This window comes from Pseudomonas putida group bacterium ESBL64 (genome assembly GCF_045277175.1).
Classification (GTDB): domain Bacteria; phylum Pseudomonadota; class Gammaproteobacteria; order Pseudomonadales; family Pseudomonadaceae; genus Aquipseudomonas; species Aquipseudomonas alloputida.
This window is the reverse complement of sequence record NZ_CP145799.1, coordinates 4,688,308-4,713,526: the sequence shown is the minus strand read 5'-3', so window position 1 is coordinate 4,713,526 and position 25,219 is coordinate 4,688,308. Positions and strand designations below refer to the sequence as shown.

The following is a 25,219-nucleotide window of genomic DNA, read 5'->3' as shown; positions in this document are numbered from 1 at the left end:
GTCGTGATTGACTGGGCGGAGCCGGTGGCCCTCGGGTAAAATGCCGGTCAATTTTACAGAATCAGACGGAAAGGGTCAGATTATGCCGCTCAATAACGAGCAGAAGAAGCAATACAAGTCCATTGGTCATGACCTGAAGCCGGTCCTGATCGTTGCTGGCAACGGTTTGAATGAAGGCGTGATCGCCGAACTGGAGCGCGCACTGGTCGACCATGAGCTGATCAAGGTCGAAATTCGCTCGGAAGACCGCGAGGAACGCGCCGAGACCATCGCCGAGCTGTGCAAGGCCGGCCGTGCCGAGCTGGTGCAGACCATCGGCAAGAAAGCCCTGATCTACCGCAAGAACCCACAGCCGAACAAACAGCTGTCCAACATCCACCGTTACAAGTAACGGTGGCTCCGATCAGTGGCGCGGTGAACGCGCCCTGACCGGTACCGGCTGGGCCACCAGCACGATGCCGGAAAAGCCCAGCACCAGGAAGCAGAACATCTGCCAGCGCTCGCCCACGGAAATACCGTAGCGCAAGGTGTAATACCCCACGCAGGCACCAAAGCCGAGCAACAGCATCTGGCCGCGGAACTGCCGCCACCAGGCCGCCAGGCCGTCCACCCTCGCCAGCACTGCCAGCTGAGTCAACAAGCCAAGCAACGCCACGCCGATCAACCAGCGGTCGATCTGCCCGGCGATATCCTGCACCAGCAGCGGGGCCAGGCCACTGACCTTGAGCGCAGGCACCAGCCCTACATGGAACACCCACAGGCCACCGACCCAGAAAACCTGGGCCAGTTGCCAGAGGATCCCCTCAAGGGACGGCGCCCGCAGGCGTCGGTCAGATGTGCTTGACTTCGACAATCTCGTACTCGACCGTGCCACTAGGCGTCTTGACGACGACAGTATCACCTTCTTCCTTGCCGATGATGGCACGGGCAATGGGTGCACCGCTCGACAGCTTGCCCTGCTTCACGTCAGCTTCATCCTCACCAACGATCTGGTAGGTCACCTCTTCATCGGTTTCGGTGTTGGCCAGTACCACGGTGGTACCGAAAATCACCTTGCCGGTGTGAGGGATGGTGGTCACATCGATGACCACCGAATTCTGCAGACGGCCTTCGATATCACGGATACGCGCTTCGACCATGCCCTGCTCCTCACGGGCGGCATGGTATTCGGCGTTTTCCTTGAGGTCACCCAGCTCACGCGCTTCACCAATGGCCTGACTCAGGCGCGGACGCTCAGTCTTGCTCAGGAACAGGTGCTCTTCTTCCAGGGCGCGAGCGCCCTGGACGGTCATCGGGTATTTGGTAATGCTCATGCTTTCAGTCCTGCATGCAGATCCTGCAAGCGACGAACGGTCTTTTCCGGACCGAATTTCAGCGCTTCGCAGATGGCTTCACCAGCCGCAATGGTAGTGGTGCAGTAAATCTTGTGCTGCAGCGCATTGCGACGAATCGAGTAGGAGTCGGCGATCGACTGGCGACCTTCGGTGGTATTGATGATCAGCGACACTTCGTCGTTCTTGATCATGTCGACCACATGAGGGCGACCTTCGGTCACTTTGTTCACACGGCGCACTTTCAGGCCAGCCGCCTCGATAACCTTGGCGGTGCCGGCAGTGGCAACCACTTCGAAGCCCAGGGCGATCAGGTCGCGGGCAACGCCAGCCACTTGCGGCTTGTCGTCGTCGCGCACGCTGATGAACGCAGTACCGCCCGTCGGCAGCACTTCGCTGGCACCCATCTGGGCTTTGGCGAAGGCTTCACCGAAACTGTCACCGACACCCATGACTTCACCGGTCGATTTCATCTCAGGGCCGAGGATCGGGTCAACCCCTGGGAACTTGGCGAACGGGAAGACGGCTTCCTTCACGCTGTAGAAGTTCGGGATGATTTCCTGGGTGAAGCCCAGCTCTTTCAGGGTTTTACCCGCCATGACGCGGGCCGCGATCATCGCCAGGGACGTGCCGATGCACTTGGACACGAACGGTACGGTACGCGAGGCACGCGGGTTGACTTCGATCACGTAGATCTTGTCGCCCTGCAGGGCCAGCTGCACGTTCATCAGGCCGACCACGCCCAGCTCCAGCGCCATTTTCTTGACCTGAACGCGGACTTCGTCCTGCACTTCCTTGCTCAGCGAGTAAGGTGGCAGCGAGCACGCCGAGTCGCCGGAGTGTACGCCGGCCTGCTCGATGTGCTGCATGATCGCGCCGATGACCACGTCGGTGCCGTCGCACACCGCATCCACGTCCATCTCGATGGCGCAGTTGAGGAAGTGGTCGAGCAGTACCGGGCTGTCGTTCGACACTTGTACCGCTTCACGCAGGTAGCGCTTGAGCTCGTCCAGCTCGTAGACGATCTCCATGGCACGGCCGCCCAGTACGTAGGACGGACGCACGACCAGCGGGTAGCCGATGCTGCCGGCAGCACGGATAGCCTCTTCTTCGCTGCGCACGGTGGCGTTTGGCGGCTGCAGCAGGTTCAGGCGCTGAACCATCTGCTGGAAGCGCTCACGGTCTTCGGCGCGGTCGATGGCGTCAGGGCTGGTACCGATGATCGGAACGCCAGCTTCTTCCAGAGCGCGGGCCAGCTTCAGCGGGGTCTGGCCGCCGTAGTGAACGATCACGCCCTTCGGCTTCTCGACGCGGCAGACTTCCAGCACGTCTTCCAGGGTCAGCGGCTCGAAGTACAGGCGGTCGGAAGTGTCGTAGTCGGTGGAGACGGTTTCCGGGTTGCAGTTGACCATGATGGTCTCGTAACCGTCGTCACGCAGCGCCAGGGCGGCGTGTACGCAGCAGTAGTCGAACTCGATACCTTGGCCGATACGGTTCGGGCCGCCACCCAGGATCATGATCTTGTCGCGGGTCGACGGGTTGGCCTCGCACTCTTCCTCGTAGGTGGAGTACAGGTAGGCGGTGTCGGTGGCGAACTCGGCGGCGCAGGTGTCGACGCGCTTGTACACCGGGAACACTTCCAGCTTGTGGCGGTGGCGACGCAGGTTCTTGTCGGTGATGCCCAGCAGTACTGCCAGACGCTGGTCCGAGAAGCCCTTGCGCTTGAGGCGCAGCATGTAGTCCTTGTCGATTGCCGACAGGGCCAGGGTCTTGACCTTCTCTTCTTCCTTGATCAGGTCTTCCATCTGCACCAGGAACCACATGTCGATGCCGGTCAGATTGAAGATTTCTTCGCAGGTCATGCCCGAACGCATGGCGTCAGCCACGTACCAGATACGCTCGGCACCCGGCACGGTCAGTTCGCGCTTGAGGATGCTGGCGGCTTCCGGGCTGGCCAGGTCGACTTTCGGGTCGAGGCCGCAGGCGCCGACTTCCAGGCCGCGCAGGGCTTTCTGCAGGGATTCCTGGAAAGTACGGCCGATGGCCATGACTTCACCCACGGATTTCATCTGGGTGGTCAGGCGGGCGTCGGCTTTCGGGAATTTCTCGAAGGCGAAGCGTGGCAGCTTGGTGACGACGTAGTCGATCGACGGCTCGAAGGACGCAGGGGTGCGACCGCCAGTGATGTCGTTCTGCAGCTCGTCGAGGGTGTAACCAATGGCCAGCTTGGCGGCGATCTTGGCGATCGGGAAGCCGGTGGCCTTGGAGGCCAGGGCGGACGAACGCGATACGCGCGGGTTCATCTCGATGACGACCATGCGGCCGGTGTTCGGGCAAATGCCGAACTGGACGTTGGAACCGCCGGTTTCCACACCGATTTCACGCAGCACCGCCAGCGAGGCGTTGCGCATGATCTGGTATTCCTTGTCGGTCAGGGTCTGTGCCGGGGCAACCGTGATCGAGTCACCGGTGTGCACACCCATCGGGTCGAAGTTCTCGATCGAGCAGACGATGATGCAGTTGTCCTTCTTGTCGCGGACCACCTCCATCTCGTATTCCTTCCAGCCGATCAGCGATTCGTCGATCAGCAGCTCTTTGGTCGGCGACAGGTCCAGACCACGGGTGCAGATTTCTTCGAACTCTTCACGGTTGTAAGCGATACCGCCGCCGGTGCCGCCCATGGTGAACGACGGGCGAATGATGCATGGGAAGCCGAGCTTCTCGAGGACCGCATTGGCCTCTTCCATGCTGTGGGCGATACCGGAGCGCGGGCACTCCAGGCCGATGTCCTTCATGGCCTTGTCGAAGCGCGAGCGGTCTTCGGCCTTGTCGATGGTGTCAGCGTTGGCACCGATCATCTCTACGCCGAACTTCTCCAGAACGCCGTGGCGCTCCAGGTCCAGGGCGCAGTTCAGGGCGGTCTGGCCACCCATGGTCGGCAGGACGGCGTCCGGGCGCTCTTTCTCGATGATCTTGGCCACCGATTGCCACTTGATCGGCTCGATGTAGGTGGCGTCGGCCATGGCCGGGTCGGTCATGATGGTGGCTGGGTTGGAGTTCACCAGGATGACGCGGAAACCTTCCTCGCGCAGGGCTTTACAGGCCTGGGCGCCGGAGTAGTCGAATTCGCAGGCCTGGCCGATCACGATCGGGCCAGCGCCGAGAATCAGGATGCTTTTGATGTCTGTACGTTTTGGCATGGTGGTCACTCAAATCCGGGGTCAGTCGGCAAGCCGCTTTGAACAATCTGGGTCAGGCGCTGCCGGGCGCGGCAGGTGCCGGCCCGGGGCCTTGAAGCAGGATGCTCAGCGGCGCTTGGCCATGGCATCGGTGAAACGATCGAACAGAGGCGCGACGTCGGTCGGGCCAGGGCTCGCTTCAGGGTGGCCCTGGAAGCTGAACGCGCTCTTGTCGGTACGCTCGATACCCTGCAGGGTGCCGTCGAACAGCGACTTGTGAATGGCGCGAACGTTACCCGGCAGGGTCGCCTCGTCAACGGCGAAGCCGTGGTTCTGGCTGGTGATCATGACCACACCGGTATCCAGGTCCTGGACCGGGTGGTTGGCACCGTGGTGGCCGTGGCCCATTTTCACGGTCTTGGCGCCGGAAGCCAGGGCCAGCAGCTGGTGGCCGAGGCAGATGCCGAATACCGGGATCTCGGTTTCGAGGATTTCCTTGATCGCCTGGATCGCGTAGTCGCACGGCTCAGGGTCACCCGGGCCGTTGGACAGGAACACGCCGTCCGGGTTGAGTGCCAGCACTTCGCTGGCCGGGGTCTGGGCTGGCACCACGGTCACGCGGCAGCCGCGGGCCACCAGCATGCGCAGGATGTTCAGCTTGACGCCATAGTCGAAGGCAACCACGTGGTACGGCAGGTCGGCAGCGTCGATGGTCGGGTGGCTGTCGGTTTTCAGCTCCCACACACTGGAGCGCCACTCGTAACGCTCCTTGGTGGAGACGACCTTGGCCAGGTCCATGCCCTTCAGGCCCGGGAAGCCGCGGGCAGCGGCGATGGCCGCTTCTTCGCTGATGTTGTCACCCGCCAGAATGCAGCCGTTCTGGGCGCCCTTTTCACGCAGGATACGGGTCAGGCGACGGGTGTCGATGCCGGCGATGGCGACGACGTTGTTGGCCTTGAGGTACTCAGGCAGCGACTGGGTGTTACGCCAGTTGCTGGCCAGCAGCGGCAGGTCACGGATGACCAGGCCAGCGGACCAGACGCGGTTCGACTCGGCGTCTTCCGGGGTAGTACCGGTGTTGCCGATGTGCGGGTAGGTCAGGGTAACGATTTGCTGCGCGTAGGAAGGGTCTGTAAGGATTTCCTGGTAGCCGGTCATAGCGGTGTTGAATACCACCTCACCAACGGTCTGACCGTCGGCACCGATGGCTTCACCGCGGAAAATACTGCCGTCGGCAAGGGCGAGTATGGCTGGCTTTGTCAAGAAGACCTCCCGTAAATCAAGCATGAAAGGGCGATCGCAGGTTGCAAAAAAGCGGAGTGACGTATGGACACGTCACCCCGCTTTCATGTGCTGAATTCAATTCGCTGCGCGCTTTTAGTGGACACACTAAAGCTGTAGCTTACAGAAAAGTGTGTTTTCGGTCTACTGGATATGTGTCTCTAAAACACATCGATGCGACAGGCTGACATCCACGCCAGCCTCTTCGCGGGCTCGCCCGCTCCCACAGGGATCGCACCAACCCAAGAGCAACGCTGTACCTGTGGGAGCGGGCAAGCCCGCGAAGCAGCCAACACCCCACTCACGGCTTAGCGCAGCTCAAGCACATCCTGCATGTCGTACAGACCAGGCTCGCGCCCATCCAGCCACAGCGCCGCACGTACAGCACCCTTGGCGAAGGTCATGCGGCTGGAGGCCTTGTGGGTGATTTCCAGGCGCTCGCCTTCAGCAGCGAACAACACGGTGTGATCGCCCACCACATCGCCGGCACGCACGGTAGCGAAACCGATGGTCTTGCGATCGCGCGCACCGGTCTGCCCTTCACGACCATACACGGCCACTTCCTGCAGATCACGGCCCAGCGCATTGGCAACCACTTCACCCATGCGCAGTGCAGTACCCGACGGCGCATCGACCTTGTGCCGATGGTGCGCCTCGATGATTTCGATATCGACATCATCGCCCAGCACCCGCGCAGCCATATCCAGCAGCTTGAGGCTAAGGTTGACCCCCACGCTGAAGTTGGCGGCGAACACGATTGGAATGTCCTTGCCAGCCTCAGCCAACAACTGCTTCTCTTCGACTGTAAAACCGGTCGTGCCGATGATCATCGCCTTGCCGTGCTTGCGGCAGAACGCGAGGTTTTTCAGGGTCACCGAGGGGTGAGTGAAATCGATCAGCACATCGAACTCGTCGGCAACCTTGGCCAGGTCGTCGGACAACAGCACGCCAATTCGGCCAAGTGCCGCCAGCTCTCCGGCATCAGCCCCGACCAACGAGCTGTCAGGGCGATCGATCGCCGCAGTCAGCCCCGCGCCCGGGGTTTGTTGCACGGCTTCGATGAGGGTTTTGCCCATCCGCCCCGCCGCGCCCATCACTGCAATACGTCGCATAACCTGTTCCTTGTCAGAGATCGCCGAAGAAGCGCTTCACACCATCGAACCAGCCGCTGGCCTTGGGCGAGTGGGAACTGTCACCTTCCAGCGAATCACGCAGCTCTTCGAGCAGCTCACGCTGACGGCGACTGAGATTGACCGGGGTTTCTACGGCCACACGGCACAGCAGGTCACCCGCACCACCACCACGCACCGGGGCAACACCCTTGCCACGCAGACGGAACTGCTTACCAGTCTGGGTGCCTTCCGGAATCTTCAGCTTCACGCGACCATCCAGGGTCGGCACTTCCAGCTCGCCGCCCAGGGCAGCATCGGTGTAGCTGATCGGCACTTCACAGTACAGGTGCTTGCCATCGCGCTGGAAGATTTCGTGCTCACGCACGCTGATCACCACGTACAGGTCGCCAGTCGGGCCACCATGAGTACCGGCCTCGCCCTCACCCGACAGACGGATGCGGTCGCCGGTATCGACACCTGCCGGCACCTTGACCGACAGCGTCTTGTATTCCTCGACACGCCCTTCACCATGGCACGAAGTGCACGGGTCGGTAATGATCTTGCCTTGGCCATGGCAGCGCGGGCAGGTTTGCTGCACCGAGAAGAAGCCTTGCTGCATGCGCACCTGGCCGATACCACCACAGGTCGGGCAGGTCGACGGGGTCGAGCCCTTCTTGGCACCGGAACCGTCGCAAGGCTGGCAGTTGACCAGGGTAGGCACGCGGATGCTGACCGTGGTGCCACGCACCGCTTCTTCCAGGTTCAGCTCCAGGGTGTAGCGCAGGTCGCTGCCGCGCTGGGCACCGCCTCGACCACCACCGCGACCGCCGCCGAAGAAGTCGCTGAACACATCGCCGAAGATGTCGGAGAAATTGGCACCACCAAAGCCGGCACCACCGCCACCCATGCTTGGGTCGACACCCGCATGGCCATACTGGTCGAAGGCCGCACGCTTGCTCGCGTCTGACAGTACTTCGTAGGCCTCGTTGGCCTCCTTGAACTTGTCTTCCGATTCTTTATCGCCCGGGTTGCGGTCCGGGTGGTACTTCATCGCCAAACGGCGGTAAGCCTTCTTGAGGTCCGCTTCAGTGGCGCCGCGCTCGACACCCAGGACCTCATAATAATCACGCTTGGACATAGGTCATTTGCACCTTGTTGGGCGTGTGGCATCTGCGCCACGCCATCAGCACCCGCGTGCGACCCTCAAGAGCCGCTGACAGATGCTGTAAAAATTCTCGAATTCCAGATACGCCAACGCGGGAGCAAGCCCCCGCGCGGCGACATCCTACCAGCTCACCGGCAAACGACGGTGAACCGGCCGACAACATGCAGGGATTACTGCTTGTTGTTGTCTTTCACTTCTTCGAACTCGGCGTCAACCACGTCATCGTGCTTGGCTTCCGGCTCGGCCTGCTGCGCGCCACCCTGAGGCTGTTCAGCCGACTGCTCGGCGTACATCTTCTGGGCAACCGGGGCAGAGACCTTGGACAGCTCTTCAACCTTGGCGTCGATGGCAGCCTTGTCGTCGCCTTTGACAGCGGCTTCCAGGGCAACAACGGCGGCCTCGATGGCGGTTTTCTCTTCAGCGGTAACCTTGTCACCTGCGTCAGCGACCATCTTGCGGGTCGAGTGCACCAGCGCGTCACCCTGGTTACGGGCAGCCGCCAGCTCTTCGAACTTGCGGTCTTCCTCGGCGTTGGCCTCGGCGTCACGCACCATGCGCTCGATCTCTTCGTCCGACAGGCCGGAGTTGGCCTTGATCACGATCGACTGAGTCTTGCCGGTGGCCTTGTCTTTCGCACCTACGTGCAGGATGCCGTTGGCGTCGATGTCGAAGGTCACTTCGATTTGCGGAACGCCACGCGGTGCTGGCGGAATGTCAGCCAGGTCGAACTTGCCCAGCGACTTGTTCTGCGCAGCCTGCTTACGCTCACCTTGCAGCACGTGAATGGTCACGGCGCCCTGGTTGTCGTCGGCAGTCGAGAACACCTGCGACTTCTTGGTCGGGATGGTGGTGTTCTTCTCGATCAGCGCGGTCATCACGCCGCCCATGGTTTCGATACCCAGGGTCAGCGGGCTGACGTCCAGCAGCAGGACGTCCTTCACGTCACCGGCCAGTACCGCACCCTGGATGGCAGCACCCATGGCAACCGCTTCGTCCGGGTTCACGTCCTTGCGCGCTTCTTTACCGAAGAAGTCGGCCACTTCTTTCTGTACCAGCGGCATGCGGGTCTGACCGCCGACCAGGATCACGTCGTCGATCTTGCTGGCGTCGATGCCGGCGTCTTTCAGGGCGATGCGGCAAGGCTCGATGGTACGCTTGACCAGGTCTTCGACCAGCGACTCCAGCTTGGCGCGGGAGATCTTCACGTTCAGGTGCTTAGGACCGGTGGCATCTGCAGTGATGTACGGCAGGTTGACGTCGGTCGACTGAGCGGACGACAGCTCGATCTTGGCTTTTTCTGCGGCTTCTTTCAGGCGCTGCAGGGCCAGAGGATCGTTCTTCAGGTCCATGCCCGACTCTTTCTTGAACTCGTCGACAAGGTAGTCGATCAGGCGCATGTCGAAGTCTTCGCCACCCAGGAAGGTGTCGCCGTTGGTAGCCAGTACTTCGAACTGGTGCTCACCGTCGACTTCGGCGATTTCGATGACCGAAACGTCGAAGGTACCACCACCCAGGTCATAAACGATGACGGTGTGGTCGCCCTTGGCCTTGTCCATGCCATACGCCAGTGCAGCGGCAGTCGGCTCGTTGATGATGCGTTTTACGTCCAGGCCAGCGATGCGGCCGGCATCTTTGGTAGCCTGACGCTGGCTGTCGTTGAAGTAGGCCGGAACGGTGATGACCGCTTCGGTGACTGGCTCGCCGAGGTAGTCTTCGGCGGTCTTCTTCATTTTCTTCAGGACTTCGGCGCTGATCTGCGGCGGAGCCATTTCCTTGCCAGCAGCCTCGACCCAGGCGTCACCGTTGTTCGCCTTGACGATTTTGTACGGCACCAGCTTGATGTCTTTCTGCACGACATCTTCTTCGAAGCGGCGGCCAATCAGGCGCTTCACTGCGAACAGGGTGTTGTGCGGGTTGGTGACAGCCTGGCGCTTGGCCGACTGGCCAACCAGGATTTCGCCATCGTTGGCGTAGGCCACGATCGAAGGGGTAGTACGCGCACCTTCGGCGTTTTCGATGACTTTGACGTTACCGTTTTCCAGAATGGAGACGCACGAGTTGGTGGTCCCCAGGTCGATACCGATGATTTTGCCCATGTTAACTCTCCCGAAACTTGAATTTGGTAGCAGCGACTACTTTGGCCAACTGCGGTAATACTTGAAGGCTTGACACCTAGATGGGGATGCCCCGAAGGATTTCAAGCCTTTTCATTGATCGAGGGTTGCGCCGCACTCGGCGCCTTGCTGACCACCACCATGGCGGGGCGCAGCAGGCGGCCGTTCAGCAGGTAACCCTTCTGGAACACGTTCAGCACGCTGTTTGGCTCGACCTCGGCGTTTTCCTGCATGGCCATGGCCTGGTGATGCTCAGGGTTGAACGGCTGGCCGTGCGGGTCGACAGCTTCAAGGTTGTAGCGCTTGAGGGTGTCCTGGAACATCTTCAGGGTCAGTTCGACACCTTCGCGGATCTGCTTGACGTGCTCATCGTCGGCACTGGAGTGAGCCAGGGCCAGTTCCAGGCTGTCGATCACCGGCAGCAAGTCGCCGGAGAACTTCTCCAGGGCGAACTTGTGGGCTTTCTCCACATCCTGCTCGGCACGACGGCGTACGTTCTGCAGGTCGGCAACGGCGCGCAGCGCCTGATCCTTGGCTGCGGCCAGCTGTTCCTCGAGCTCCAGAACACGGGTATCAGCTGCATTGCCTGCACCGGTTTCTTCCACGTTAAGGTCTTTCTCGTTCAGCTGCTCATCAGCCATGGGGTCTCTCCTGCGCAATTTTGTGGACTGCGAGCCAGGCTCGCCTTGGATGTCGGCTATATGGGGCCGGAAAAACCAGGTTCAAGGGGCAAGGTGGTTTTCAAGGCTGCAACAGAATCTGCGAAGGGGCATTGGCAGGCCTGAAAAAAGTACTGTATAAATAACCAGACCTGATTTCCGGGAGCCGCCCCCATGCTGGTGCACCTGTCCATTCACAACTACGCCATCGTCGAGCACCTCGACCTCGAAATCGCCCGTGGCATGTCCGTCATCACCGGCGAGACCGGTGCCGGCAAATCGATCATGCTCGACGCCCTCGGCCTTGCCCTGGGCGACCGTGCCGACAGCGGGGTGGTGCGCCCCGGCACCGACAAGGCGGACATCCTGGCCACCTTCGACCTGGTGGACATTCCCGAAGCCCACACCTGGCTGGCCGAGCGCGACCTGGACAACGAAGGCCTGTGCATCTTGCGCCGGGTGATTACCGCCGAAGGCCGCAGCCGCGGCTACATCAACGGCACGCCCTGCCCCCTCGGCGACCTCAAGGCGCTGGGCGAACTGCTGATCGATATCCACAGCCAGCACGAGCACCAGTCCCTGCTCAAGACCGACACCCACCGCCGCCTGCTTGACGAGTATGCCGGCGCCGTCGACCTGGCCCGCCAGGTACAGCTTGCAGCCAAGCGCTGGAACCAGACCCGCCTGGAGCTGGAGCGCCTGTCCAACTCGGGCGACGAGCAGCGCGCCCGCCACCAGCTGCTCAGCTACCAGCTGGAAGAACTGGACAACCTCGGCCTGGGCGAGCACGAACTGGAGCAGCTGGAGCAGGAACACAAGAACCTGACCAGCGCCGAAGCCCTGTTCGGCATCTGCCGCCAGGTCATCGACCAGTGCAGCGAGAGCGATTCGGGCAATGTGCTGAGCGCCCTCACCTCCAGCCTCAACCGCCTGGGTGCCGCCACCAACTCGCCCAAGGCACTGAACGAAGCAGCCAACCTGATCGCCAGCGCGCAGATTCAGGTCGAGGAAGCCGTGGGCGAACTCAACCGCTTCCTCGACAACTTCGACGCCGACCCGATGCGCCTGCAAGCCCTGGAAGAGCGCCTGGACACCATCTACACCCTGGCGCGCAAACACCGGGTGCACCCCACCGAGCTGCCCCACCTGCAACAGCAACTGATGGAGGAGCTGGAAGGCCTTAACGCCAGTGACGAGTCGATCGAGCGGCTGGGCGAAGAGCTTGCCGCCTACGCCCAGCACTATAAAGAGAAGGCGCGCGAACTCAGCGGCCTGCGCCAGCAAGCAGCGCAGCAGCTGGCAGGCGCGGTGGAGCAGGAAATCCAGCGCCTGGGCATGCCTGGCGGGCGCTTCTGCATCGAACTGACAGCGAACGAAGGCGCCGAACTGTCACCCCATGGCCTGGAGCAGATCGAACTGCTGGTCAGCGCCAACCCTGGCCAGCCGCTCAAGGCCCTGGCGAAGGTGGCGTCGGGTGGCGAACTGTCGCGTATCAGCCTGGCGATCCAGGTCATTACCGCGCAGACCTCGCGCATTCCTACCCTGGTGTTCGACGAAGTCGACGTGGGTATTGGCGGGCCAACGGCAGAAATCGTCGGCCAACTGCTGAGGCGCCTGGGCGAGCGCGGCCAGGTACTGACCGTGACCCACCTGCCGCAGGTGGCGGCGCAGGGGCATCACCATTTGTTCGTGCACAAGGTGCGCAACAGCGACACCACCCACACCGCCGTGGCTAGCCTTGGCAAGCGTGAGCGCGTGGAAGAAGTGGCGCGGATGCTCGGCGGGATTGACCTGACCAAGGAGTCCCTGGCCCATGCACGCAAGATGGTGGTGAGCGGCAAGGCCTGAGCCCCTACCAGGCTGACGCGGTCATTGTGGGAGCAACTGTCTTGCTCAATTTCTAAAAGCTGGCGCGATCCCTGTGGGAGCGGCCTTGCGTCGCGAAGGGGTCGCAAAGCGGCCCCAGGATTTCAGCTTCAACCCACCTATCGCTGGGGCTGCCCGGCAGCCCTTTCGCGACGCAAGGCCGCTCCCACAGGAATCTCACACTCTTTCTAGCCCGGCTATAAAGCACAAAGGCGACCCGAAGGTCGCCTTTGCTATCCATAACGAAAAATCGTTACTTCTTCTTACGCACGTACAGGACCAGATTGTGGTCCACCAGCTCGAAGCCATGCTCGGCTACGATTTCGCGCTGGCGCTTCTCGATTTCGGCATCCATGAATTCGATGACTTCACTGGTATCAACGTTCACCATGTGGTCGTGGTGACCGCCATCGGCCAGCTCGAACACTGCATGACCGCCGTCGAAGTTGTGGCGAACCACCAGACCCGCCGCCTCGAACTGGGTCAGCACGCGATAGACGGTGGCCAGGCCTACATCCTCGCCAGCCTCCATCAGCGCCTTGTAGACATCCTCTGCACTCATGTGACGCTGCTCGGTAGAGTCGAGCATCTGAAGGATCTTGACTCGAGGCAGGGTCACCTTGAGACCGGCTTTGCGCAATTCGCTATTTTCAACCATGGTCAGCTTTCTCGCCGATGCTGCTTCGCAGCTTCTCTTAATACGGGTATGATCGGGGTTTACGTTGTCCAGCCAAGATAGTGGAAGTCGCCCACCGATGCAAAACACCAAGCTCTTGCTAACCAGCCTCACCCTAGTGGGACTGCTCGCACTCGCCGGTTGCTCGTTTCCCGGGGTTTACAAAATCGACATCCAGCAGGGCAATGTCGTCACGCAAGACATGATAGACCAATTACGCCCGGGAATGACCCGCCGGCAAGTAAGGTTTATCATGGGCAACCCGCTGATTCAGGACACCTTCAACACCAATCGTTGGGATTACCTGTACAGCCTGCAGCCTGGTGGCGGTAAGCGCCAGCAAGAACGCATGAGTGTATTTTTCAACGAAAGCGATCAACTGGTCAGCCTGTCTGGCGACTTCATGCCAGGCGTCAGCCGCGATCAGGAAATCCTCGGTGGCAGCAGCGACACCACCGTCAGCCCGGCCACCGAGCCAGGCCAGGCCGAACAGCCGGCAGCGCAACCTGTAGAAAAACCGGCCAAGCCTGGTTCGACCGAAGAGTCCATCCAGCGCGAGATCGACACCATCGAGACCACCCCGGTCCCGACCCCGGCACCGCTGGAAACCCGCTAAGCGGGAACAGCAGATGCAAAAAAGCCCGGACTTGGTCCGGGCTTTTTGTTTGCGCCTTATACGTCAGGCATTCAATTGCTTGGCACGCTGGCAGAACGCATCGACCAGCGTATTCGCCGCCTGATTGAATAGCGGGCCCAACGTGGCGCGCACAATCGGCCCGGCGTAATCGAAGGACAGGTCCAGGCTGATCTTGCAGGCTTTTTCACCCAGCGGCTTGAACACCCAAACACCATGCAGCTGGGTGAATGGCCCTTCTTCGAGGTTCATCTCGATGGACTGCCCCGGCACCAGCACGTTACGCGTCACGAAGTGCTGGCTCATGCCCCCCTTGGCCACTTCGAGCTTGGCACGCATGTGTGTATCGCTGGTTTCAATCACCGTCGAGGCCGAGCACCACGGCAAAAACTCAGGGTAGCTGGCCACATCGTTGACCAGATCGTAAAGCGCCTGGGCGGGGTATGGCAGCAGGGCGGAGCGTTGAATATGGGTAGTCATCCAGGCGTCACTTCCAAGGCTGGGTGGCGGCGCTTCGCAGCGTGCCGAAAACAGGTTCTGTGCGTATGACAGGGTTTGTATTGTCCGGTATTCATTCCAGTGGCTCAAGCACACCGAAATCCCATAGCGGACGACGCGCGGACTTGCCTATAATGCCGCCCCTATGGCTAAGCAAAAAAAACATCCGACCGGGACCATCGCGCAAAACAAGAAAGCGCGACACGATTACTTCATCGAACACAAGTTCGAGGCCGGGCTGGTCCTGTCCGGCTGGGAAGTAAAAAGCCTGCGAGCCGGCAAGGCGCACCTGACTGACAGCTACGTGCTGCTCAAGGACGGTGAGGCCTGGCTGTTCGGCAGCCACATCACCCCGCTGACCACGGCCAGCACCCACGTCATCGCCGACCCTACACGCACCCGCAAGCTGCTGCTGAACAAGCGCGAGCTCGAGCGCGTGGAAGCGGCTGTGGCGCAAAAAGGCTACACCTGTGTGGCTTTGGCGCTGTACTGGAGCAAGCACCTGATCAAGTGCGAAATCGCACTGGGCAAGGGCAAGAAGGAATTCGACAAGCGCGACACCATGCGCGAACGCGATTCCAACCGCGAGCTGCAGCGGGCTGTGCGGAACAAGGGCAAGGAAGAGTAACCAGCCTGCCTGGCCGCTGTGGGAGCGGCCTTGTGTCGCGAAAGGGCTGCGAAGCAGCCCCAGCAATCTGCGCATCGACGCCGATCCTGGGGCCGCTCTGCGACCCTTTCGCGACGCAAGGCCGCTCCCACAGGGCCCGCGTTACAGCTCAAAGAGCGTGCCCTCAGCGCCCGCTGCGCCGCTCCGCCCGTGCCACCCGCTGCGCTTCTTCGTGCGCCTCATGCAGCACCTCCTGCACATACAAAATGTGCCGGCTGGACACCTCTCGCGCATCCTCCGCCCTGCCCTCGACAATCGCCAGGTACAGTTCCCGGTGCTGGCTGATCAGCATGTCCCGGGTTTCGGTGCGCTGCTGGTACATGCCGCCGATGTTGGTCACCACGTTACGCTTGAGCAGATCGAACAAACCCCGGATGGTGTGCAGCAACACCGCGTTATGGCTGGCCTCGGCGATCGCCAGGTGGAAGCGCGCATCAGCCGCGCCCTCCTCCGCACGGGTCACCTCATCGACCCTGGCATAGCAGTCCTGCAGCGTATCGAAGGCCGCCTTCAACCGCGCCCGGTCCGGCTCGGTGGCACGCTGGGCAGCGTAATAGGCGCAGGACGCCTCCAGGGTATGGCGGAACTCGAGCAGGTCACGCTGCGCTTCAGCACTGTGCTCGAGCAACTGCAGCAACGGGTCGCTGAAGGTGGACCCCAACGACTCCGCCACAAAATTGCCCCCGCCCTGACGGCTAACCAGCAGCCCCTTGGCCACCAGCTTCTGGATCGCCTCACGCAGTGACGGGCGGGACACACCAAACTGCTCGGCCAGGACGCGCTCGGCCGGCAGCCGCTGCCCCGAGGTCAGCGTGCCTTCCAGAATCATCCCTTCCAGCCGATCGACAATGTCGTCGGACAGGCGCCGTTGGCGTACCTGATCAAAAACCATCACATGCTCTCCACAAACCCCCGGCAAATTTCAGGGGGTGCCTATTCTCGCCGATCCAGGCCACGCAAACACCCATCAAGCCGCGATTTTCCGAGCACATCAGACGCCCGCTCATCGGCACGCGACCAAAGTTTTGCACGGGACAAATTGACACACCCACGGCAGCGCTTTTAACCTAGCGTCCAGCCATTGTAAATTGGTCTTACCAATTATCCAATGCCAGTGCCTGACCAACAACAATTAGGGGCCACCCCATATGCAAACCTGGCAACAACTCTATAGCCCGCTTGGTAGTCTTGGCCTGTCCGCACTGGCGGCGGTCATCCCTATCGTGTTCTTCTTCCTGGCCCTCGCCGTGTTCCGCCTCAAGGGCCACGTAGCGGGCAGCATCACCCTCGCGCTGTCGATCCTGGTGGCGATCTTCGCCTTCCAGATGCCTGTCGACATGGCCCTCGCCGCCGCAGGTTACGGCTTCCTCTATGGCCTCTGGCCAATTGCCTGGATCATCGTTGCCGCGGTGTTCCTGTACAAACTCACGGTCAAGAGCGGCCAGTTCGAAGTGATCCGCAGCTCGGTGCTGTCGATTACCGACGACCAGCGCCTGCAAGTGCTGTTGATCGGCTTCTGCTTCGGCGCCTTCCTCGAAGGTGCGGCAGGCTTTGGCGCACCGGTGGCCATCACGGCCGCCCTGCTGGTGGGCCTGGGCTTCAACCCGCTGTACGCTGCCGGCCTGTGCCTGATCGCCAACACCGCGCCAGTGGCCTTCGGCGCCCTGGGCATCCCGATCATCGTGGCCGGCCAGGTCACCGGTATCGACGCCTTCCACATCGGCGCCATGACCGGCCGCCAGCTGCCGCTGCTGTCGCTGTTCGTGCCGTTCTGGCTGGTGTTCATGATGGACGGCCTGCGTGGCGTGAAGGAAACCTGGCCTGCCGCCCTGGTCGCCGGCCTGAGCTTTGCCGTCACCCAGTACTTCACCTCGAACTTCATCGGCCCGGAACTGCCAGACATCACCTCGGCACTGGCCAGCCTGATCTGCCTCACCCTGTTCCTGAAAGTCTGGCAGCCCAAGCGTGCGTTCAGCGAGGCCAAAGGCAGTGTCGGCGCAGCCGTTGTGCAGCCAAGCGGCAGCCAGCCTAGCCCGTACAGCTTTGGCGAGATCTTCAAGGCCTGGTCGCCGTTCCTGATCCTCACCGTGCTGGTCACCATCTGGACCCTGAAGCCGTTCAAGGCGGCTTTCGCTCCGGGCGGCGCTATGTACAACTTCGTGTTCAACTTCGCCATCCCGCACCTCGACCAGCTGGTGATCAAGACCGCACCGATCGTTGCCGCGCCGACCGCCATGCCGGCGGTGTTCAAGCTCGACCCGATCTCCGCCACCGGCACCGCGATCTTCCTCTCGGCGCTGATCTCGATGGCGGTGCTGAAGATCAACTTCAAAACTGGTCTTACCACTTTCAAAGAAACCTTCTGGGAACTGCGCTGGCCAATTCTGTCGATCGGCATGGTGTTGGCTTTTGCCTTCGTCACCAACTACTCGGGCATGTCCTCGACCATGGCCCTGGTGCTGGCCGGTACCGGCGCCGCGTTCCCGTTCTTCTCGCCGTTCCTCGGCTGGCTGGGCGTGTTCCTGACCGGCTCGGACACCTCGTCCAACGCCCTGTTCAGCTCGCTGCAGGCCACCACCGCGCACCAGATCGGGGTCAACGACACCCTGCTGGTGGCAGCCAACACCAGCGGCGGCGTAACCGGCAAGATGATCTCGCCGCAATCGATCGCCGTGGCCTGCGCCGCTACCGGCCTGGTCGGCAAGGAATCCGACCTGTTCCGCTTCACCGTCAAGCACAGCCTGTTCTTCGCCACCATCGTCGGCCTGATCACCCTGATCCAGGCTTACTGGCTGACCGGCATGCTGGTTCATCACTAAAGTGAAAGGGGCCGGGCGCCGTCGCGCGCCCGGCACTCCCACAAGCAACGCTGCGAGAATCCATGATCATTTCTGCCTCTACCGACTATCGCGCCGCGGCCCAACGCAAGCTGCCCCCCTTCCTGTTCCACTACGCTGACGGCGGCGCCTACGCCGAGCACACCCTGCGCCACAACGTCTCGGACCTGGCCAGTATCGCCCTGCGCCAGCGCGTGCTGAACAACATGTCCGAGCTCAGCCTGGAAACCAAGCTGTTCGACGAAACCCTGAGCATGCCGGTGGCCCTGGCCCCGGTCGGCCTCACCGGCATGTACGCCCGCCGTGGCGAAGTGCAGGCCGCACGCGCGGCCGCCGCCCATGGCATCCCGTTCACCATGTCGACTGTGTCGGTGTGCCCGATCGAAGAAGTGGCGCCCGCCATCAACCGGCCAATGTGGTTCCAGCTGTATGTGCTCAAGGACCGCGGCTTCATGCGTAATGCCCTGGAGCGGGCCAAGGCCGCCGGCGTCAAGACCCTGGTGTTCACCGTGGACATGCCCGTACCCGGTGCCCGCTACCGCGACGCCCACTCTGGCATGAGCGGCAAGAACGGCCCGCTGCGCCGCGTGCTGCAAGCCATGACCCACCCCGAGTGGGCATGGGACGTGGGTGTGATGGGCCGCCCGCATGACTTGGGAAACATCTCCAAATACCGTGGCAACCCCACCGGCCTTGCCGACTACATTGGCTGGCTGGGCAACAACTTCGACCCGTCCATTTCCTGGAAAGACCTGGAGTGGATCCGCGAGTTCTGGGACGGCCCGATGATCATCAAGGGCATTCTCGATGCCGATGACGCCCGCGATGCGGTCAAGTTCGGTGCCGACGGTATCGTGGTGTCCAACCACGGCGGCCGCCAGCTCGACGGCGTGCTGTCCAGTGCCCGTGCCCTGCCGGCAATTGCCGACGCAGTCAAAGGCGACCTGAAGATTCTGGCCGACTCGGGCATTCGCAGTGGCCTGGACGTAGTGCGCATGATCGCTCTGGGTGCCGACACCGTTCTGATCGGCCGAGCCTTCCTCTACGCCCTTGCCGTGCATGGCCAGGCCGGCGTGAAAAACCTGCTTGAGCTGTTCGAAAAGGAAATGCGCGTGGCCATGGTGCTGACCGGTGCCAAGTCGATCAGCGAGATCACCCGCGACTCGCTGGTACGCGAACTGGGCGCCTGAACGCCTGCAAGAACCACCGCCTGAATGACCCGGGGCATGTAGCGCACAGACGCCACAGCCCCGCGAGGAGACTGCATGAGCCTGCCCGCCGCGTTCCTGCGTGATGCCGAGCGCCTGATCCCCGCCGAACGCCGCTTCGACGACCCCACCTCCACCCTGGCCTTCGGCACCGACGCCAGCTTCTACCGCTTGATCCCCAAGCTGGTGGTGCGCGTCGAGTCCGAGGACGAAGTGGTCGGCCTGATCAAACTGGCCCAGCGCGAGCGGGTGCCGGTCACCTTCCGCGCTGCCGGCACCAGCCTGTCTGGCCAGGCCATCAGCGACTCGGTGCTGATCGTGCTCGGCGATAACTGGAACGGCCGCGAAATCCGTCGCCAGGGCGAGCAGATTCGCCTGCAACCCGGCGTGATCGGCGCCCAGGCCAACGCCTGGCTGGCCCCCTTCGGGCGCAAGATCGGCCCCGACCCGGCCTCGATCAACGCCTGCAAGATCGGCGGCATCGTCGCCAACAACGCCAGCGGCATGTGCTGCGGCACCGCGCAGAACACCTACCACACCCTGGCGGGCCTGCGCCTGGTGCTGGCCGACGGCACCCGCCTGGACAGCGAAGACCCGGCCAGCGTCGCCGCCTTCGAAAGCAGCCACGCCGAGCTGCTGGAAGCATTGGCCCGCCTGGGCCGCGAAACCCGCGCCAACACCGCGCTAGCCGAACGCATCCGGCACAAATACCGGCTGAAGAACACCACAGGCCTGTCACTGAACGCACTGGTGGACTACGACCAGCCGCTGGACATTCTGCAGCACCTGCTGGTCGGCTCGGAAGGCACCCTGGGCTTCATCAGCGCCGTCACGTACGACACCGTGCCCGACCACCCGCACAAGGCCAGCGCCCTGCTGGTGTTTCCCAGCGTCGAAAGCTGCTGCCGCGCGGTACCCGTGCTCAAGCAGCAGCCGGTTTCGGCTGTGGAACTGCTCGACCGCCGCAGCCTGCGCTCGGTGCAGAACATGCCCGGCATGCCGCTGTGGGTAAAAGGCCTGTCGGACAATGCCTGCGCCCTGCTGATCGAATCCCGCGCCGCCAGCCAGAGCCTGCTGCACGAGCAACTGCAGCAGATCATGGCCTCGATCGCCGACTTCCCGCTGGAACAGCAAGTGGACTTCAGCGAAGACCCGGCCGTGTACAACCAGCTGTGGAAAATCCGCAAGGACACCTTCCCCGCCGTCGGCGCCGTGCGCCAGACCGGCACCACGGTCATCATCGAAGACGTGACCTTCCCCGTCGAGCAACTGGCCGAAGGCGTCAACCGCCTGATCCAGCTGTTCGACAAGCATCACTATGACGAAGCGATCATTTTCGGCCACGCGCTGGAAGGCAACCTGCACTTCGTCTTTACCCAGGGGTTCAACAGCGCCGAAGAAGTCGCCCGTTACCAGGCGTTCATGGACGACGTGGCGCAACTGGTGGCGGTGGAGTTTGGCGGCTCGCTCAAGGCCGAGCACGGCACCGGGCGCAACATGGCGCCCTTCGTGGAGCTGGAGTGGGGCCACGATGCCTACCAGCTGATGTGGAAGCTCAAGCGCCTGCTCGACCCCAACGGCATCCTCAACCCCGACGTGGTATTGAGCGACGACCCGGATATCCACCTGAAAAATCTCAAGCCGCTGCCTGCCGCCGACGAAATCGTCGACAAGTGCATCGAGTGCGGCTTCTGCGAACCGGTGTGCCCGTCCAAGGGCCTGACCCTCAGCCCGCGCCAGCGCATCGTCATGTGGCGTGACATCCAGGCCAAGCAGCGCGCCGGCATCGATACCCGTGAACTGATGCAAAGCTACCAGTACCAGGGCATCGACACCTGCGCCGCTACCGGCCTGTGCGCCCAGCGCTGCCCGGTCGGCATCAACACCGGCGAGCTGGTGAAGAAACTGCGCAGCCAGGCCGCCGACCACGCTAAAACCGCCGACTGGCTGGCCGAGCATTTCCACACTGCCCTAAGCGGTGCGCGCCTGACCCTGACCGCCGCCAACACCGCACGCAAGCTGCTAGGCGCCCCGCGCCTGGGCCGCCTGAGCGCCTCGCTGAGCAAAGCCAGCAAAGGCCGCCTGCCCCAATGGACCCCGGCCATGCCGCAACCGTTGCGCCCCTTGGCCTTCGGCGCCACCAGCAACGACGCACGCCCCCGCGTGGTGTACCTGGCCGCCTGCGTCTCCCGGGTCATGGGCCCGGCCTATGCCGACCGCGAGCAAAGCTCGCTGCTGGACAAAACCCGCGCCCTGCTGGAAAAGGCCGGTTACCAGGTGGTGTTCCCCGACAACGCCGACAGCCTGTGCTGCGGCCAACCGTTCGCCTCCAAGGGCTACCCCGAGCAGGCCGAACACAAACGCCAGGAACTGATCACCGCCCTGCTGCACGCCAGCCGCGGCGGCCTCGACCCGATCTATTGCGACACCAGCCCCTGCACCCTGCGCCTGGTACAGGACCTGAGCGACACCCGGCTGGACCTTTACGACCCGGTGCGCTTCATCCGCACCCACCTGCTTGACCGACTGGAGTTCACCCCCCAGGACGAACCGGTAGCCGTGCACGTAACCTGCAGCACCCAGCACCTGGGCGAAAGCCAGGCCTTGATCGACCTGGCGCGGCGTTGCAGCAAACAGGTGGTGATACCGGAAGGCATTCACTGCTGCGGGTTTGCCGGTGACAAAGGCTTTACCACCCCCGAGTTGAACGCCCACTCGCTGCGCAGCCTGAAGGACGCCGTGCAGTATTGCAGCGAAGGTATTTCCACCAGCCGCACCTGCGAGATAGGCCTGTCGAGCCACAGCGGCATCGACTACCACGGCCTGGTCTACCTGGTGGACCGCGTCACCCGGCCACGCAGCCTCTAACGCGTTGATATAGGTGGGGAGCGCTGTGTAGGAGCGGGTTTACCCGCGAAAGGGCCGGCCCTGCTGGCCAATCTCCACCCGCTGTCCACCGTCGCAGCCACCACCGTATTCGCGGGTAAACCCGCTCCTACGCAGATTGGAGGTGGACACACATCGGTGGTTGTCCACAGCCCCCCCGTAGGAGCGGGTTTACCCGCGAAGAGGCCGCCCCTGCTGGCCAATCCCTACCCGTCGTCCACCGTCGCAGCCACCACCGCATTCGCGGGTAAACCCGCCCCTACACCGATTGGTGGTGCCCACACATCGGTGGTTATACACAGCCCGCCGTATCCGCGGGTAAACCCGCGAACACCGGCAACGCCGGTGCCATCCCCACCTCAATATCGCCCCGCCACCATCCCGATTGAACCCCCGCCAATCCCCCGCAGTCCACCTTACAGGCCCACCTTCCAGAGGCCCCAGAGGAGACACCCATGAAAGGTACCGCACTTTCGGCCCTGTTCGCGGCCGCCACCCTGCTGGCTTCGCCGGTGTTCGCCGCCGATGACCTCTGCGCCGCCAACCTGCAAAAGATCGACGACAGCATGGCCACCGCCGGCGCCACTTCCGAAGGCCTGGACAAAGCCATCACCGAACACGTCGACAAAGCCAAGGCCGCCCAGGCCTCGGGCGACACCAAGGAATGCATTGCCATTACCAGCAAAGTGCTGGAGCGCCTGGAAAAAACCGAGAAAGGCAGCGGCAGTAGCAGCGGCGGCGCGTGAGCCCAAAAGCGGGCGACTGGACCGGCTGTCGACGTCGCCCGCGCAATGGCGTATACTCCGTCCCACGTACCGTAAGGTGCGGTAGCGTAACGCTAGCGTGGGGCCGATTAGGATTCGACGCCGGTAGCGAAACTCTAGGTGCATGCCGAGTTGGTAACAGAACTCGTAAATCCACTGTTGCAACTTTTATAGTTGCCAATGACGAAAACTACGGCGCGGAGTACAAGCTGGCTGCGTAAGCAGTCCTCTTGACCCGTTGCTTCTGGTAGCTTCGGCTCCAGCAATCACTAGGGGATGCCTGTAAACCCGAACTGATTGTCATACAGAACAGGATCGTCGCGTAGCACGTTGTGGGCGAAGTGACTAAAACTTACACAACTCATCCAAAGCACCCTGCCCGTCGGGCGGCTGCGGATTAAATCAGTAGACACGGCTAAGCATGTAGTACCGACAGCGGAGTACTGGCGGACGGGGGTTCAAATCCCCCCGGCTCCACCAAATCCAAAGAAGAAGGCGCCCTCGGGCGTCTTTTTTTGTGCCTGGCATTCGGGCGCTGCGGGTCGAAAAAATCGGATTTAATCCCTTTCTTGTAGGGCGTTTCCCAAAGATACTGCCTGTGCCTGTTTTCCGTTGCGGTCATTTTTTCAGGGTTTTAGTCTCGGTGGGTCGTTGCTCATCAACGACCGGCTTTGACAGGCCGCAACGATACACAGCGCGCATAACCGTTCATGGCGGTTGTGCATGGGGCACGCTTGCGTGCGCCGGTTTCTGTGTTCGCCGGTCTGTCAACCCATGCACAGCTGCCACCATTCCGTTTGACAGCGGGTTGGCGGTGGCCCCTATCGAGAACACAGTAAAATGCTAAAGATCGTTCCTGACCCGCCTCACCACCTCCACTCCCTGGAAGACACGATCATGATGGCCTCGGACTACGCGCTCTGTGCAGAAGCCGTAGCCCAGCAGGCAATACTGATGCAGCCCAAGTCACCCGCATCGGTTTTGATCATGGCCTCGATGCACGAGCTTGAAACCCTGCGGCGATTACTCGAATCCGCGCTGACGCAAATACAGCAAACAGCCAATCCTCAACCGATGCATTGATTCGCATACCGAGCGGAAAAACTGTGGAAGCCCGGCTTACCGGTGCATTAGCACAACCAGGGAAACTGAACAATGACAACCGAAGACACCCAATGCACAGTCGGTAAAACCATCTTCTTTCAAGGTGAAAACCAGACCCACCCACTGTTCCGCATCGAAGCCGGCATTCCTTGCCAGAACGCCCGCGAACAGGCCTCGGAACTGATGGGCTACGCACGGGACCTGACCATCGACGGGCTGATGGAAGACAAGCCCAAGCTGATCTGGGCGGCGCACTACCTCTGTGCTTTGGGCAAAGCGCTACTGGATGATGCCGAACTCGGCATGATGCGTTGAATCACGTACCTCGAGGCTTCAAGGGGTCAGCGTCAGCCGCTTGACCCCTGTTACTCCAATCGATCAACGCCGAGGGATGCGGTCTTCCTCCGCAACCGTCGCATTGATGCGCCGCAACATTGCCATCAACCCACTATGCAACCCGGTGCGCATCGGCTTACGTCCCGCCAGTTGCTGCTCGATGAGCGCTCCCGGTCCGTTGTAGATCTCTTCGAATGTACCGTCACGGTTCATGCGAATGCCCAGGTAATAGTCAGGCACATGGTGTACCGGGAAAGTCAGGCTCGTGCCAAACGTGGTCTTGATCTGGACATTACGCCCCTCGTTGCAGACCGCATCGTGGTGCTTCGTCAGCCCGTCGTTCAGCGTCAGCTTGTAAGCCAAGCTTGCAAACACTTCCCCGATATTCACCGACTAAACGGCCGTCCAAGGTGAATGGTTTGCCAGAGTAGGCAGACTGTAGCTGGGAGACGGCTGCGAACAGCCCATCCCAAGCGCTCTGGATTTTCGACTCAATCTTTGGGTCCATGTAATCCCTTGATGCTTACCGAACCTTTGCTCCATGCCGAACAGATCGGCGCAGGCTCTCGGTTTGAAATTCCAGCTACTCAAACGATAACAAATTGATGTCCAGAGGCCTATTTACGAAGCCGATGCCACTAATACTTCTGAAGAGATAGTCGCGGATAGGTTTGCGGATATTCCTCTCATGGCAAGCGTCGATGTGACCAGCAACAGCGCTGTAGATGATGGTGCCGCAGACCAGGGAATGGACTGCACCTGACTGACAGTCAGGCATGCCCCGGTCATAGCATTGCTGCTTGCTTGTGGCTCAGGATCTCGCGGCGCTGGTCTCGTCAGCCAGTGCAGCCTCCACCCGCCCACCGGTAACGGTGTTCAGGAGGCCAGTTCATGAGATGCCC

The 25,219-nt window shown here is 61.8% G+C and carries 22 protein-coding genes and 1 other RNA gene; 11 read left to right on the top strand and 12 right to left on the bottom strand.

The genetic code is table 11. The features are described 5' to 3' along the window. Positions 1–82 precede the first annotated feature (82 nt). Entirely contained in the window at positions 83–391 is a 309-nt protein-coding gene (yhbY, locus tag V6093_RS21390) for a ribosome assembly RNA-binding protein YhbY (RefSeq protein ID WP_003249945.1), read from the top strand. Between the two features lie 12 nt (positions 392–403). Here yhbY and V6093_RS21385 read toward each other — a convergent pair whose 3' ends face one another. The 8 genes from V6093_RS21385 to grpE all read right to left on the bottom strand — a co-directional run bounded on the left by V6093_RS21385 (position 404) and on the right by grpE (position 10,823). Further along, the gene (locus V6093_RS21385) at positions 404–853 is read right to left on the bottom strand and encodes a hypothetical protein (protein ID WP_012053750.1); all 450 of its coding nucleotides are present in this window, start codon (positions 851–853) and stop codon (positions 404–406) included. Further along, positions 831–1,307: a transcription elongation factor GreA gene (gene greA / locus V6093_RS21380; RefSeq protein WP_024717413.1), complete on the bottom strand. Its 477-nt coding sequence runs from the start codon at positions 1,305–1,307 to the stop codon at positions 831–833. The genes V6093_RS21385 and greA overlap by 23 nt, the downstream gene beginning before the upstream one ends. A 2-nt stretch (positions 1,308–1,309) precedes the next feature. Continuing rightward, on the bottom strand, positions 1,310–4,531 hold the full coding sequence (gene carB, locus V6093_RS21375) for a carbamoyl-phosphate synthase large subunit (RefSeq protein ID WP_003249937.1): 3,222 nt from the start codon (positions 4,529–4,531) through the stop codon (positions 1,310–1,312). Between the two features lie 105 nt (positions 4,532–4,636). After that, positions 4,637–5,773: a glutamine-hydrolyzing carbamoyl-phosphate synthase small subunit gene (carA, locus tag V6093_RS21370; RefSeq protein WP_003249935.1), complete on the bottom strand. Its 1,137-nt coding sequence runs from the start codon at positions 5,771–5,773 to the stop codon at positions 4,637–4,639. Between the two features lie 326 nt (positions 5,774–6,099). Further along, positions 6,100–6,903 carry a 4-hydroxy-tetrahydrodipicolinate reductase gene (dapB, locus tag V6093_RS21365; protein WP_003249933.1) on the bottom strand — a complete coding sequence of 268 codons (804 nt, stop codon included), beginning with the start codon at positions 6,901–6,903 and terminating at the stop codon, positions 6,100–6,102. 13 nt (positions 6,904–6,916) lie between these two features. Further along, on the bottom strand, positions 6,917–8,041 hold the full coding sequence (dnaJ, locus tag V6093_RS21360) for a molecular chaperone DnaJ (protein ID WP_003249931.1): 1,125 nt from the start codon (positions 8,039–8,041) through the stop codon (positions 6,917–6,919). 197 nt (positions 8,042–8,238) lie between these two features. After that, complete coding sequence (gene dnaK / locus V6093_RS21355) at positions 8,239–10,164, bottom strand: molecular chaperone DnaK (RefSeq protein ID WP_003249929.1); 1,926 nt, start codon at positions 10,162–10,164, stop codon at positions 8,239–8,241. A 101-nt stretch (positions 10,165–10,265) separates the two neighbouring features. Next, complete coding sequence (grpE, locus tag V6093_RS21350; RefSeq protein ID WP_003249927.1) at positions 10,266–10,823, bottom strand: nucleotide exchange factor GrpE; 558 nt, start codon at positions 10,821–10,823, stop codon at positions 10,266–10,268. A gap of 192 nt (positions 10,824–11,015) precedes the next feature. On the opposite strand from grpE, the gene recN reads away from it, so the two are divergent. Continuing rightward, complete coding sequence (gene recN, locus V6093_RS21345; RefSeq protein ID WP_003249924.1) at positions 11,016–12,689, top strand: DNA repair protein RecN; 1,674 nt, start codon at positions 11,016–11,018, stop codon at positions 12,687–12,689. Between the two features lie 271 nt (positions 12,690–12,960). Here the strand turns inward: recN and fur are convergent, their stop codons facing one another. Beyond that, the gene (gene fur, locus V6093_RS21340) at positions 12,961–13,365 is read right to left on the bottom strand and encodes a ferric iron uptake transcriptional regulator (protein ID WP_003249922.1); all 405 of its coding nucleotides are present in this window, start codon (positions 13,363–13,365) and stop codon (positions 12,961–12,963) included. A gap of 97 nt (positions 13,366–13,462) precedes the next feature. Between fur and V6093_RS21335 the strand changes: the two genes are divergently transcribed. After that, positions 13,463–13,999, top strand: coding sequence for an outer membrane protein assembly factor BamE (locus tag V6093_RS21335; RefSeq protein ID WP_003249918.1), 537 nt, complete (start codon positions 13,463–13,465; stop codon positions 13,997–13,999). A 63-nt stretch (positions 14,000–14,062) separates the two neighbouring features. On the opposite strand, the gene V6093_RS21330 is transcribed toward V6093_RS21335, so the two are convergent. Continuing rightward, positions 14,063–14,497 (bottom strand): type II toxin-antitoxin system RatA family toxin, encoded by a 435-nt coding sequence (locus V6093_RS21330; protein ID WP_003249916.1) that lies wholly within the window; start codon positions 14,495–14,497, stop codon positions 14,063–14,065. Positions 14,498–14,660: 163 nt separating this feature from the next. On the opposite strand from V6093_RS21330, the gene smpB reads away from it, so the two are divergent. Then, complete coding sequence (smpB, locus tag V6093_RS21325; protein ID WP_003249914.1) at positions 14,661–15,143, top strand: SsrA-binding protein SmpB; 483 nt, start codon at positions 14,661–14,663, stop codon at positions 15,141–15,143. A 163-nt stretch (positions 15,144–15,306) separates the two neighbouring features. Here smpB and V6093_RS21320 read toward each other — a convergent pair whose 3' ends face one another. After that, positions 15,307–16,074 carry an FCD domain-containing protein gene (locus V6093_RS21320; protein ID WP_003249911.1) on the bottom strand — a complete coding sequence of 256 codons (768 nt, stop codon included), beginning with the start codon at positions 16,072–16,074 and terminating at the stop codon, positions 15,307–15,309. A 256-nt stretch (positions 16,075–16,330) separates the two neighbouring features. On the opposite strand from V6093_RS21320, the gene V6093_RS21315 reads away from it, so the two are divergent. From V6093_RS21315 to V6093_RS21285, 7 genes are all read left to right on the top strand, one after another. Beyond that, on the top strand, positions 16,331–18,001 hold the full coding sequence (locus V6093_RS21315; protein WP_003249910.1) for a lactate permease LctP family transporter: 1,671 nt from the start codon (positions 16,331–16,333) through the stop codon (positions 17,999–18,001). Positions 18,002–18,063: 62 nt separating this feature from the next. After that, positions 18,064–19,209: an FMN-dependent L-lactate dehydrogenase LldD gene (gene lldD, locus V6093_RS21310; RefSeq protein WP_014754483.1), complete on the top strand. Its 1,146-nt coding sequence runs from the start codon at positions 18,064–18,066 to the stop codon at positions 19,207–19,209. 75 nt (positions 19,210–19,284) lie between these two features. Then, a complete protein-coding gene (locus V6093_RS21305) occupies positions 19,285–22,095 on the top strand; it encodes an FAD-binding and (Fe-S)-binding domain-containing protein (RefSeq protein ID WP_003249904.1) in 2,811 nt (936 codons plus the stop codon). Between the two features lie 473 nt (positions 22,096–22,568). Continuing rightward, complete coding sequence (locus V6093_RS21300; RefSeq protein WP_004576166.1) at positions 22,569–22,859, top strand: hypothetical protein; 291 nt, start codon at positions 22,569–22,571, stop codon at positions 22,857–22,859. A gap of 99 nt (positions 22,860–22,958) precedes the next feature. Next, positions 22,959–23,357: a transfer-messenger RNA gene (gene ssrA, locus V6093_RS21295) on the top strand. Between the two features lie 360 nt (positions 23,358–23,717). Next, entirely contained in the window at positions 23,718–23,960 is a 243-nt protein-coding gene (locus tag V6093_RS21290; protein WP_003249899.1) for a hypothetical protein, read from the top strand. 72 nt (positions 23,961–24,032) lie between these two features. Further along, complete coding sequence (locus V6093_RS21285; protein WP_003249898.1) at positions 24,033–24,296, top strand: DUF3077 domain-containing protein; 264 nt, start codon at positions 24,033–24,035, stop codon at positions 24,294–24,296. Positions 24,297–24,359: 63 nt separating this feature from the next. Here V6093_RS21285 and V6093_RS21280 read toward each other — a convergent pair whose 3' ends face one another. After that, a complete protein-coding gene (locus V6093_RS21280; protein WP_406669611.1) occupies positions 24,360–24,680 on the bottom strand; it encodes a DUF6998 domain-containing protein in 321 nt (106 codons plus the stop codon). Positions 24,681–25,219 lie beyond the last annotated feature (539 nt).